At 63.3% G+C, this 11,327-nt stretch carries 11 protein-coding genes; 3 read left to right on the top strand and 8 right to left on the bottom strand.

Annotation, left to right across the window (positions count from 1 at the left end):
- Together ABIB95_RS46710 and ABIB95_RS46705 are read left to right on the top strand one after the other, a co-directional pair.
- The coding region (locus tag ABIB95_RS46710; protein WP_354249141.1) for a hypothetical protein at window positions 1-341 on the top strand (341 nt) is incomplete at its 5' end.
- A gap of 280 nt (window positions 342-621) precedes the next feature.
- Window positions 622-1,203, top strand: a complete 582-nt coding sequence (locus ABIB95_RS46705; RefSeq protein ID WP_354249140.1) for a hypothetical protein — start codon at window positions 622-624, stop codon at window positions 1,201-1,203.
- Between the two features lie 280 nt (window positions 1,204-1,483).
- Here the strand turns inward: ABIB95_RS46705 and ABIB95_RS46700 are convergent, their stop codons facing one another.
- Both ABIB95_RS46700 and ABIB95_RS46695 read right to left on the bottom strand, forming a co-directional pair.
- On the bottom strand, window positions 1,484-2,575 hold the full coding sequence (locus tag ABIB95_RS46700) for a TRAP transporter substrate-binding protein (RefSeq protein ID WP_063985767.1): 1,092 nt from the start codon (window positions 2,573-2,575) through the stop codon (window positions 1,484-1,486).
- A gap of 330 nt (window positions 2,576-2,905) precedes the next feature.
- Window positions 2,906-3,997: a TRAP transporter substrate-binding protein gene (locus ABIB95_RS46695; protein ID WP_063986726.1), complete on the bottom strand. Its 1,092-nt coding sequence runs from the start codon at window positions 3,995-3,997 to the stop codon at window positions 2,906-2,908.
- A gap of 292 nt (window positions 3,998-4,289) precedes the next feature.
- On the opposite strand from ABIB95_RS46695, the gene ABIB95_RS46690 reads away from it, so the two are divergent.
- The gene (locus ABIB95_RS46690) at window positions 4,290-5,375 is read left to right on the top strand and encodes an NAD-dependent epimerase/dehydratase family protein (RefSeq protein WP_354249139.1); all 1,086 of its coding nucleotides are present in this window, start codon (window positions 4,290-4,292) and stop codon (window positions 5,373-5,375) included.
- Between the two features lie 203 nt (window positions 5,376-5,578).
- Here the strand turns inward: ABIB95_RS46690 and ABIB95_RS46685 are convergent, their stop codons facing one another.
- The 6 genes from ABIB95_RS46685 to ABIB95_RS46660 form a co-directional block, all read right to left on the bottom strand.
- Window positions 5,579-5,956 (bottom strand): hypothetical protein, encoded by a 378-nt coding sequence (locus ABIB95_RS46685; RefSeq protein WP_247315863.1) that lies wholly within the window; start codon window positions 5,954-5,956, stop codon window positions 5,579-5,581.
- A 75-nt stretch (window positions 5,957-6,031) separates the two neighbouring features.
- Entirely contained in the window at window positions 6,032-6,307 is a 276-nt protein-coding gene (locus ABIB95_RS46680) for a hypothetical protein (protein ID WP_071909357.1), read from the bottom strand.
- A gap of 355 nt (window positions 6,308-6,662) precedes the next feature.
- Window positions 6,663-7,970 (bottom strand): NAD(P)H-dependent oxidoreductase, encoded by a 1,308-nt coding sequence (locus ABIB95_RS46675; RefSeq protein WP_354249138.1) that lies wholly within the window; start codon window positions 7,968-7,970, stop codon window positions 6,663-6,665.
- Between the two features lie 142 nt (window positions 7,971-8,112).
- Entirely contained in the window at window positions 8,113-8,913 is an 801-nt protein-coding gene (locus ABIB95_RS46670; protein WP_354249137.1) for a phytanoyl-CoA dioxygenase family protein, read from the bottom strand.
- A 118-nt stretch (window positions 8,914-9,031) separates the two neighbouring features.
- The gene (locus ABIB95_RS46665; RefSeq protein WP_166348938.1) at window positions 9,032-9,709 is read right to left on the bottom strand and encodes a GntR family transcriptional regulator; all 678 of its coding nucleotides are present in this window, start codon (window positions 9,707-9,709) and stop codon (window positions 9,032-9,034) included.
- 184 nt (window positions 9,710-9,893) lie between these two features.
- A complete protein-coding gene (locus tag ABIB95_RS46660; protein ID WP_354249136.1) occupies window positions 9,894-11,150 on the bottom strand; it encodes a M20/M25/M40 family metallo-hydrolase in 1,257 nt (418 codons plus the stop codon).
- Window positions 11,151-11,327: the final 177 nt, after the last annotated feature.

Raw genomic sequence — 11,327 nt, 5'->3', positions numbered from 1 at the left:
CTGCCAAGGACAAGAAATCTTCCTCTTTCGATGTTCGAATACAAAACGCCGCTTCGGGAAACCGAGGCGGCGTTTTTGTTTGTGCGGTCGTCTTCGGCAACAGTGGCGCCGAGCCCTATCTCTCGAGACAGAACACGCTGACGCCGAAACGATCCGGCGCCGCGCTGGCGATGGAACGTGGAGATCCCGCGGCGCGAGCAGAAGACATGGCTTCGTGCGGTGCGTCTTCCCTTCGTAGACCGACAGCAGATCTTCGCCGCTCTCAACGCTGCGCGCGCTTTCCTGCACCTTCGTCATCAGCGCATTTTTCTGCCGGCACAGCGAGCAGTTGCAGGCCGTGATTTCAGGTGATTCCTGACACCAGGCTGAACGCCGGCGCGCCGCAAATGGCAGGCGCCTCGAGAGGTCGGCAAGCAGATGGATTGCAGGCAGAACAATGTTTGGTGATCGCGGGACCCACCACAGGGTTGTGATCATTCAGCCATGATCGGCCCTTAGCAGACGCAAGCGGAGTTCATGCGCAGTTCATTCCAGGCTCCCTAGTTTTTCCGTTGTCGAGACCTTCGATCGCCAAGACCTTCCGCTGACAACACCAACCATCCCCTTCAGGAGGAGACTCCCATGCCAGCATTGCTTCGTCCCGCCCTCACCGCGTTCGGCGTCGCGTGCCTTCTGTCCGCCGCATCGCTTGCCTCCTCCGGCGCCGCGTTCGCGCAAGCCAAGCAGGCCGCGCCGGCGCCGCAGGCCGCGCCCGCGCCTAGCCTCAAGCAGATCGCGCTGACCGACAAGCAGCTCGACGGCGTGCTCGCCGCACAGAAGGACATGGATGCGATCACGGAAAAGCTGCCGGAGAACACCGCGCCCGACCAGAAGGTGATCGGCCAGCTCGACGGCGTCGCCAAGAAGAACGGCTTTGCCGGCTACGACGACTACAACAACGTCGTCGACAACATCAGCCTCGTGCTCGGCGGCTTCGATCCCGCGACCAAGAAATATGTCGGCACCGAAGCCGTCATCAAGGCGCAGATCGCGCAGGTCCAGGCCGACAAGAAGATGCCGGCCAAGGACAAGAAGGAAGCACTCGACGAGCTCAACGAAGCGCTGAAGACGCCGGCGCCGCAGGTCGAGAACAAGGCCAACATCGATCTCGTCGGCAAGTACTACGACAAGCTGGTTGCCGCGCTGGGTGACGATCAGAACTGAGCGCTATTTCAGAACTGAGCGCTATTACAGAAAGCGCCGCCACACCCACAGCTGTCATGCCCCGGCTTGACCGGGGCATCCAGTACGCCGCGGCGGAGGTGGTGAGAGCGTGTTCTCCAATATGGGCCTCTGGAATACTGGATCGCCCGGTCAAGCCGGCGATGACACCTTTGGTGTGGTTCGGGCTCTCGCCTTATCGCGCTCTTGATCCCGAAACAAAAAGCCCCGGAGACATCTCCGGGGCTTTCGTCGTTTGTGGCGCTGCGTTTGGCTTAACGCCTCACGTCCGTGTCCGCATCCGCATCATGAAGCTGTCGTAGCTGAGCTCTGCCACCTGCATCCACGCCAGCGACTCGTTCCTGAACGCCGACAGGCTCGTGTACATCTTGTTGAAGTGCGGATTGGTCTTGCTGAGATCGGCGTAGATCTCGTTGGCGGCGTTGTAGCAGGCCTCCAGGACTTCCTGCGGGAACGGCTTCAGGACCGCACCGGCCACCAGCAGGCGCTTCAGCGCAGACGGGTTGACGTAGTCGTATTTGCCGGTGACCCAGGTGAAGGTATCGCGTGAGGCCATCTCGACCACGGCCTGATAGTGCTTCGGCAGCGCGTTCCACTTGTCGCGATTTATGACGTTGTGGCCCTGGCCGGTGCCTTCCCACCAGCCCGGATAATAATAGTATTTCGCGACCTTCACGAAGCCGAGCTTCTCGTCGTCATAGGGCCCGACCCATTCGGCGGCGTCGATCGTGCCCTTCTCCAGCGCCGGATAGATGTCGCCGCCCGCGATCTGCTGCGGCACGCCGCCGACCTTGGCGATGATCGTGCCGGCGAAGCCGCCGACGCGGAATTTCAGTCCCCTGAAATCCTCCATCGACTTGATCTCCTTCCGGAACCAGCCGCCCATCTGGGCGCCGGTCGAGCCGGTGGGAATGCCGACCGTGTTGTATTCCTTCAGCAGGTCGTTGAGCATTTCCGTGCCGCCGCCGAACAGCAGCCAGGAAATATGCGCCCGCGTGTTCAGTCCGAACGGCAGCGAGGTGCCGAACGTGAAGGCGGGGTTCTTGCCCCAGTAATAATACAGTGCCGTGTTGCCCATCTCGACCGTGCCGTTCGAGACGGCATCGAGCACCTGCAGGCCCGGCACGATCTCGCCGGACGCGAACGGCTGGATCTGGAATTTGTTGTCGGTGGCCTCGGCCACGCGCTTGCAGAAATATTCGCAGCCGCCATAGAGCGTATCGAGCGCCTTGGGCCAGCTCGCGGCGAGCCGCCATCTCACTTCCGGCGAAGATTGCGCGATGGCCGGCGCAGCAACCGCTGTGCTTGCCGCCAGGCCAGCGCCTGTCACTTTTAGAAATTCACGACGTTTCATGCGTATCCCTCCGTTGTGCCGATTGCTCGACTAAGGGAACGATCTTCGTGTCGTCTTTTGCTTCGCCGAGAACCGAACTTGTCTTTGGTGAAGGTGTGAGTGTGTCCGACGGCCCTTTAGGGCTCTTTGTGGATCCCGTACGTTGCGGTTCCGCCCATCAGGATGACCGGTCGCCTTGCGATAATCAAGCGTCGTCGGAACGCTCGCAGTTGCGAAGCCGATTGGGACAACCAGGTTTGGTCCGAAACCAGAACCAAAGCACGTAAAACCCCGGAGATGGCAGCATCTCCGGGGCTTCTTCGTCTTTAGTCGTGTGAGCCGCTCAGCGCCTCACGTCTTGGTCCGCATCCGCGCCATGAAGCTGTCGTAGCTCAGCTCGGCCACCTGCGTCCAAGGCAACGAGTCATTCTTGAACGCGGTCATGCTCGCATGCATCTTGCCGAAATGCGGATTGGTCTTGGACAGGTCGGCATAGATCTCGTTGGCGGTGTTGTAGCAGGCCTCGAGCACTTCCTGCGGGAAGCCCCTGAGGATCGCGCCGTTCACGATCAGCCGCTTCAGCGCCGGAGCATTCACCGCATCGTACTTGCCGGTGATCCAGGTGAAGGTGTCGCGTGACGCCGCGTCGATCGCTGCCTGGTAGTGCTTCGGCAGCGCGTTCCACTTCTCGATGTTCATGATGTTGTGGCCCTGGCTCGTGCCTTCCCACCAGCCGGGATAGTAGTAGTACTTCGCGACCTTGGCGAAGCCGAGCTTCTCGTCGTCATAGGGACCGACCCATTCGGCCGCGTCGATGGTGCCCTTCTCCAGCGCCGGATAGATGTCGCCACCGGCGAGCTGCTGCGGCACGCAGCCGAGCTTGGCGAGGATCGTGCCGGCGAAGCCGCCGATGCGCATCTTCAGGCCCTTGAGGTCGTCGACCGTCTTGATCTCCTTCCTGAACCAGCCGCCCATCTGTGCGCCGGTCGATCCGGTCGGGATGCCGTAGACGTTGTGCTCTTTCAGGAGATCGTTGACGAGATCCTGTCCGCCGCCCCACAGCAGCCAGGAAATCTGCTGGCGCGTGTTCAAGCCGAACGGGAGGGCAGTTGCGAACGTGAATGCGGGGTTCTTGCCCCAATAGTAATAAAGCGCGGTATTGCCGATCTCGACCGTGCCGTTCGACACGGCGTCGAGCACCTGCAGGCCCGGGACGATCTCGCCCGCCGCAAAAGGCTGGATCTGGAATTTGTTGTCGGTAATGTCGGCGACCTGCTTGCAGAAATATTCGCAGCCGCCATAGAGCGTATCGAGGGCTTTCGGCCAGCTCGTGGCGTAGCGCCACCTGACCTCGGGCGACGACTGCGCGATCGCGGGCGCAGCGACTGCTGTGCTCGCGGCCAGGCCGACGCCTGTCACCTTCAGAAAATCACGACGTTTCATGCGCATCCCTTCCATTGCGTCGATGCATCGACCAGGGAACGATCTTGCTGTCGTCTTGTCTTCGTCGAGGATCGACGTTCTCTTGTTGAGATTTGTTTGAGCGTTTCCGAACGGCCCTGATGGGCTCTTGTTGCTGGAAGCCGAGCGTTGCGGTTCCGTCAGCAAGGATGACCGGACGCCCTGCGATAATCAAGCCTGATGCCTTCCTCGCAAGTGCGAACGCGGGCCAGACGCAAGTCGGAACCATCAGCGATCTGCTACGCGATTAGGCAATAACAAGGGAGGCTCGCGCATGACGGGCAAAAAGGTCGTGGTCGCTGGGGCAACCGGTCTCGTCGGCAACGCCGCGTTGCGACACTTCGGCACATCCAGCCCCTGCGAGGTCATCGCGCTGTCACGGCGCAGGCCGCGCGACCTCTACGGCGCCCGCCACGTCCCGATCGACCTTACCAGCGAAGCCGATTGCCGCCGTGCCGCGGTCGAGCTTCAGGGCGCCACCCATTTGATCTACGCCGCGCTCTACGAGGCGCCACAGCTCGTCGATGGTTGGCGCGATCCGCAGCAGATCAAGACCAACGATTTGATGCTGCGCAATTTGATGGCCGCGCTCGAGCCGGGCGCGCCGGACCTCAAGCATGTCGCTCTGTTGCAGGGCACCAAGGCTTACGGGGTTCACGTTCGCCCCCTGACGGTGCCGGCGCGCGAAGGCCGCTCCGAGATGTACGAGCAGCCCAATTTTTATTGGGCGCAGGAAAATTTCCTGCGCGAGCTCCAGGCCGGTAAAGCCTGGCACTGGAGCATCTTGCGCCCCGTTCTCATCGTCGGCCTCGCCATGGGGGGCGCCATGGATCTGATCCCGCCGCTCGGCGTCTATGCGGCGATGCTGCGCGAGCAGGGCAGGCCGCTCGACTTTCCCGGCGGCGCCGCGCGGGTGGCGCAGGCCGTCGACGTCGATCTCCTCGCGCGCGCGATCGCCTGGTCGGGCGAGGCCAAGGCGGCACAGAACGAAGCCTTCAACGTCACCAATGGCGATGTCTTCACCTGGGAAAACATCTGGCCCGCGGTGGCCGACGCGCTGGAGATGAAGCCCGGCAAGCCGATCCCGCTATCGCTCGCCAAGGAATTTCCCAATTGGGTCTCTTCTTGGGACGCGTTGCGACGCAAGCATGACCTCGTGTCGCCGGACCTCGCCGACTTCGTCGGCCTGTCGTTCCAATACGCCGATTACAGCATGCGCTACGGCCAGACCGAGTCCGGTCCGCCCTCGATCGTCTCGACCGTGAAGATCAACCGCGCCGGCTTCACCGAGATGATGGACACCGAGGACATGTTCCGGAAGTGGTTCAAGCAAGCCAAGGAAGAACGGCTGCTTCCATAGAGATCGCTACCACGAAGGCCCGCCGCCCGCTCGAAGCACTGGTGACGGTACGCGACCTCGATCCGGAGATCGGGGTCGTTCGTACACCCAGTCGTGCACCCACCGCGCGATCTGGATGCTGATCTCGGCGAGCGCCACAAGCCAGCACGAAACAGGCGGCCCCTTTGGGGCCGCCTGAGCTGTTTAACGTCAGAGCAGATGACCTACTGGCAGAGATGCTGGAGGCCGTCGCTACCCTTGAAATAGGTGCCGGGCCGGCAGACGATGCCGTTGCGGGCAGCATACGTACTCCAGCTGCCGTTCCAGCCCATCTCGCCGTACGACATGCCGGGCGACATGGCGTAGGAATTGCCCCAGCTGCCGACAGTCGCGTCCGCCGCTGCCGGCTGGCGATATGCCGTTCGCCGAGTTGATGGCCGAACTCGATAGTCGGGGGTGGTCCCCGTTCCAAGACCCGTGCAGCTGGCGAATTCAGCTTGGCATGCGTCCGGATTGGAGTTGTACCACTGCGCCTGTGCAGCAGAGCTGGACAGGGCAGATGCCACAACAACGACCGCACCAAGAATTTTCAGATTTATCATGGATTGCTCCTTACGGTTGGACCGTGGTGCAAGATGCCACGTGTGTCAGTACCCGTTTTTTTTGCGCGCAAAACATCAAATCGACGTGACACGTTGGGCGAGCACGAACAGAACGAGCATCCCGGTGTCATCCTTCGCGACCATCCTGACACTGCTCGGCCCGGCCATTGGCTTCTCGGGGCTATCAATCGCTGTGACCAGCGCAAGAATTTCGAGGAGGCCGAAGCCAAGGCCATCGTGGTCGAATAGGACGCAACCTGCTGCGATCATGAGTCCGCATACGGTTGGACATGGCGCGGGCTGCGGCCGATGCCGGCTTTTGATCGAGAAGCCGAACTCATGGTTCAACATTCACCGCTTTGGCATAGCTACACTTCATCTATAATTCTCTCCCGTGGATCAGCTACAGGAGGCAAGAATGAAGCGATCAATTGCCTTGTCAGCGTCGCTAATTATTGGCTTCTCAATTGGAAGCAATGCAGGCGCGAGTGCTGCAACTTACTGCCGACACGTTGGCTATCCCGCCAATTGTGGCGTTCGGACCGGCGTCATAGTCGCGCCAACCCGTGATGTTCGCGGAATGCCACCATCAATTGATGCGGGCCCGAGCGGCGTTATAAGGCAGGACTTGTTCGCAAGGAATAATCCGAACAATTTGCGATCGGATTGGCCCAGTCCACCCGCTCAACCGGGGCAGTTCTAGCCGCTATTTCGCGAATGCCGTCTCCATTACCTTTCGCGTCTTGATCGTCTCGTTGCTGGCGTCGAACTCGACGTCGCTCCAGCGCACGATCTCGCCGTGGGCGACGTCGTGCTTCAGCTTCAGGCGATGTGCGAGACCGATCGGCAGGGCGCCTGCCTTCAGGCTCGCGGCCGCAGGCACCAGCTTGCCCCACACGGTGTAGCCGCCTTCGCCGTCCAGCATCTCGCCGGCGCGCAGATTGCGCTTGGCCACGGCGGCAACGTCGCCGCGGAAGCCATAGGGCTGGCCGGTCGGCTCGCCCCGCAGCGCCGCCGACAGGATCGAGATGTTCAGCTCGAGCCCGATCAGATGGTACGGCTTGTACATCGCCGCGAAGCGTCCGCTGCCGTCGGTCTTCAGGCCGTATTGCCTGAAGCAGTCGGCGGCATAGTCGTTCGGCGCCTCCAGCACGACATACACGCCCCACCGCAAATCGCGAAACACCGGCCGGCCGTCGCGCTCGAGTGAGGAGACGACTTCCACCACGCCCGACCGCTCCAGCACGCCGCCCTTGTCGCTGGGACGCATGACGTGTGGCAGGTCGTCGACGCCGCAGGGCGGAAACAGCAAGCCGCTCGCGGGCACGTCGAGCCCGCAGGCATTGGCGATCGCGGCCATCTCGATCGCGGATTTGGTGCCGTCGAGGAAGGAGTTGAACATCTGCGGATTCATGCCGGCCGACTGTGCCTCGCCCGCGGTGAGACCATAGTGCTGCCAGACGCCGTCAGGTGTCACGTCGTGATAGGCCGGCAGATATTTTGTCCCTTTGCCGGCTGCGACCACGCGAAAACCGGTGGCGCGCGCCCAGTCGACCATCTCGGCCGTCAGCGCCGGCTGGTCGCCATAGGCGAGCGAATAGACCACGCCCGCCTTGCGCGCTTCCTCGGCAAGCAGCGGGCCTGCCAGCACGTCGGCCTCGACATTGACCATCACGATGTGCTTGCCCGCCGCGATCGCAGCGCGCGCGTGCCTGATGCCGACGGCGGGATTGCCGGTCGCTTCAACGACGACATCCATCGCGCCGCCCGCAATGGCGCGTGCGCCATCATCGGTGAAGACGGTGGCCGCGATCCGCTCGGCGCTCCAGCCCACGGTGCGGCAGGCTTCGCGCGCACGGTCGCGATCGATATCGACGATGATGGGCACCTCCAGCCCCGGCGTGTGCGGCACCTGCGCCAGAAACATCGAGCCGAACTTGCCGGCACCGATCAGCGCGACACGGACAGGCTTGCCGGCGGAAGCGCGGGCCTGGAGGAGGCGGAAGAGGTTCATGGGGGATGTCCTGAGCGCAACAATCAAAGCTCGTCATTCCGGGGCGACGCGCAGCGTCGAGCCCGGAATCCATAACCACGATCGGGAGTATGGATTCCGGGCTCGCGCCCAAGAAGGCGCGCCCCGGAATGACAGTGAGAACTTACTCCGCCGCCTGTCGCGGCGCACGTGCGAGCCGCACCAGCGCATCGTCGTCCACCGTCTTGATCGGCGCAAAATCGCGATGCGCGATGTACTCGGGCCGCGTCGGTGTGCGGATGTAGTTCGAGACCGCGTTCAGGGTCAGGTACACGATCTTGCGCGGGTAGGGCGTGATGTTGCCGGCCGAGCCGTGCACGAGATTGCCGTGGAACGTCAGCATGCCGCCCGGCTTGCCGGTCGGTGCGACGATGCCGCCCTGCTTGACCAGCCGCGTCACGGTCTCTTCGTCCAGCGTCCACAGCGGGTAGGAGGTCGTCGCAAGGTCATGCGAGGCCTGGAGATCGCCGGCATTCTGGCTCTGCGGCACCAGCATCAGGGGGCCGTTGATCGGCATCACCTCGTCGAGGAAGATCGCGATGTTCATCGCGCGCGGCTCCGGCATGCCGTCGTCGCGCTTCCAGGTGCCGTAATCCTGGTGCCATTGCCAGACGTCGCCGGTGAAGGCCGATTTCGCGTTGATCTTGAACTGGTGCATGTAGACCGGCTCGCCGAACAATTGCTCGACCGGGTCGATCATGCGCGGATGCGCGCCCAGGATGCGGAATGCCTCGTTGTAGAGATGCGCGGCAAAGGCCGTGCGCGGCGCGCCGCTCTTCTCGCGCCAGACCTCGGGCCGATTGGCGTCATAGATGCCGACCGCCTCGCGCGCGAGGAAGTTGACTTCCTCCTGGCTGAACAATTCGGGGAGGAACAGCCAGCCCTCGCGATGGAAGAACTCCAATTGCTCCTGAGACAGTTTCATGGGTCGTCCTCCTGTTTTGTTTATTGTTGTCATTCCGGGGCGGTGCGGAGCACCGAACCCGGAATCTCGAGATTCCGGGTCTGGTCCTTCGGACATCCCGGAATGACGGCGCAAATGGCTACGCCGCCGCCTCGTTCGTCGCCCTCAATTTTTCCTCGGTCATCCGTCCCGCCGTCTGCGCATGGGCCAGCGCTGCGCGTTCGGCGGCTTTCGCGTCACCTGCGAGAATGTGTCCGGCAATCGTCGCATGCTCGGCCCACGCGCTGCCGCGATAATCGAGCTCGGAGAGCACGGTCGCCATCGAGCGGCGCATATGCGGCCATTGCGGCGCGATCGTCTCCTCGATCACGGGATTGCCCGCGAGCTGATAGATCGCGCGGTGAAAATCGACGTCGAGCACGATCAGCTCGGCGAGCGACGTCTTGCGGTCGATGCGGCGTCCGGCGGCGAGGGCTGCGTCCAGCCGCGCGCGTCCCGCCGCGTCGCTTGCGGCGCGCTGAGCGGCGAGCCGGGCGGCCAGCGCGTCGATGGCGCCGCGCACCTCGTAGAGCTGGCGGATGCGCGAGGGGTCGAGCTGGGTGACTTCAAAGCCGCGCCGGCCGCTCTCGGCGACGAGTCCCTGCCGGTGCAGCAGATGCAGCGCATGCGACACCGGCTGGCGCGACACGCCGAGCTTGTCGGCGAGCTCGTTCTGCCGGATGCGCTGGCCGGGCTGAAGCGTGCGGTCGGAGATCGCCTCCAGGATCCGCGCATAGACCTGGTCGATCAGGTTCGGGAGCGGGTCGAGAGGGATCACGCCGGCAGCTCCGAGACACAAAAGGGAATACGGAATTCCGTATTCGAAGGTATCGCAGGAGGGGGAGGGCGTCAAGGCGGGCCCCACGCCGCCGTTTTTGGCCTCGATAAGCCATTGATATCGCTAGGGCTGTCTACTGTGCATGGGGTTGTTTTCGCCGAAATGGCTTGGCCGGCCCCTGCGCCTACTTCTTCTTGCCCTGCTCGATCAGTATCCGGCTCATCAGATAGAGCCGCGGCACGATCGAGTTGGTGTCGATGAACTCGTCCCGGGCGTGATAGCCGAAGCCGGCGAGGCCAAAGCTCTCGACCACGACCGCCTTGCCGCTGCGGTTGGCATAGCCGGCGTCGGTGGCGCCGCCGGTCATCTCGGCGATGTCGAGCTTGCGGTCGATCTCGGCATAGATCGCCTGTCCCTCCTGCGCGAGCGCGCGGCCGCGATCGCTCGCGACGAAGGGTGGGCGGCCCGCCGTGATCGTCACCGAGGTTTCGGTGTCGGGCACGAACTTGTCCTTCACCTTCGCGTCGAGCGCCGCCTGCAATTTGGCGATGCCATCGGGGATGGTCAGGCGGATGTCGGCGCCGGCCTCGGCCTTTTCCGGAATCTGGTTGCGCACCGTGCCCGCCTGCGCCGTGGTCCAGTTGAGCTGCGTGCCCGGGATCGACTTGGCGACGTCCTTCGTCTGCTGCAATTGATGTGCGAGCTCGATCAGCGCGTTGCGGCCCAGATCGGGCGCGGCGCCGGCATGCGAGGCGCGGCCCTTCACCTCCATCTTCGCCGTGGCAGTGCCGCTCGCGCCCAGCAGCAGCCCGTCATTCTTGGCGATCGGCGCGGCCACCGTCGGTTCGCAGGAGAGCACGACGTCGTGCTGGTCGGCGAGCTCGGCGATGATCTCGCCTGACCCGATCGAGCCGACCTCTTCATCCGGATTGAAGGACACGGTGAGCCTGGCGTAGTCCTGCCAGCCGGCGTCCTTCAGGATCTTGAGCGCATGCAGGACCACGGCGATGCCGCCCTTGTCGTCGGCGATGCCGGGGCCGTAGATGCGGTTGCCATCGACACGGTACGGCTCGCTTGCGAGGATGCCGCGCTGATAGACCGTGTCCATATGCGCGATCAGCATCAGCTTGCGCGACCCGGTGCCCTGGAAGGTGGCGATCACCATGTCGGCGCCCGTACCCGCGGTGGTCTTGCGCCGCTCGATGGTGGCGCCCAGCGCCTTCAGGCGCGCTTCGGTGAATTCGGCCATCTTCTTCAGGCCCTCGGCATCGCCGCTGCCGCTCTCGATCATCACCATGTCGTGCAGGGTCTCGATCAGCGGCGCCTTCTCCTGCTCGGCCGCGGCCTTCAGCTTCTCGTCGGCGGCCGCAAGCGCGATGGTGCTGCCGGCGGCGAGGCCGAGCAGGGACAAGGCGAGCAGGGGAATGAAGCGGGCTGTCATGGAATCGTCCTTTCGCGTCTTGAGCGCACCGCGCGCGATTGGACTTCAGCGTAACATCCGGGCTGTCCAGATGCCACGTCCCGCTAGCCCGGATATCTCACAGCCGGGCGTGTAGCGATCCGATTGTGAGCGGGGAGCGAGTTTGCGGGGACGGGAGGTTGGTTTGGACGCCTGGGT

Origin of the sequence: Bradyrhizobium sp. LA2.1 (genome assembly GCF_040547725.1) — a bacterium.
GTDB lineage: Bacteria > Pseudomonadota > Alphaproteobacteria > Rhizobiales > Xanthobacteraceae > Bradyrhizobium > Bradyrhizobium barranii.
The sequence above is the reverse complement of the archived record's forward strand: the minus strand, read 5'-3'. Positions and strand labels throughout refer to the sequence as shown.

What these genes read in the sequence shown, in the direction of transcription:
- ABIB95_RS46705 (WP_354249140.1), top strand. Translation starts at nt 622, where the DNA reads ATGCCAGCATTGCTTCGTCCCGCCCTCACCGCGTTCGGCGTCGCGTGC.
- ABIB95_RS46700 (WP_063985767.1), bottom strand. Translation starts at nt 2,575, where the DNA reads ATGAAACGTCGTGAATTTCTAAAAGTGACAGGCGCTGGCCTGGCGGCA.
- ABIB95_RS46695 (WP_063986726.1), bottom strand. Translation starts at nt 3,997, where the DNA reads ATGAAACGTCGTGATTTTCTGAAGGTGACAGGCGTCGGCCTGGCCGCG.
- ABIB95_RS46690 (WP_354249139.1), top strand. Translation starts at nt 4,290, where the DNA reads ATGACGGGCAAAAAGGTCGTGGTCGCTGGGGCAACCGGTCTCGTCGGC.
- ABIB95_RS46685 (WP_247315863.1), bottom strand. Translation starts at nt 5,956, where the DNA reads ATGATAAATCTGAAAATTCTTGGTGCGGTCGTTGTTGTGGCATCTGCC.
- ABIB95_RS46680 (WP_071909357.1), bottom strand. Translation starts at nt 6,307, where the DNA reads ATGTTGAACCATGAGTTCGGCTTCTCGATCAAAAGCCGGCATCGGCCG.
- ABIB95_RS46675 (WP_354249138.1), bottom strand. Translation starts at nt 7,970, where the DNA reads ATGAACCTCTTCCGCCTCCTCCAGGCCCGCGCTTCCGCCGGCAAGCCT.
- ABIB95_RS46670 (WP_354249137.1), bottom strand. Translation starts at nt 8,913, where the DNA reads ATGAAACTGTCTCAGGAGCAATTGGAGTTCTTCCATCGCGAGGGCTGG.
- ABIB95_RS46660 (WP_354249136.1), bottom strand. Translation starts at nt 11,150, where the DNA reads ATGACAGCCCGCTTCATTCCCCTGCTCGCCTTGTCCCTGCTCGGCCTC.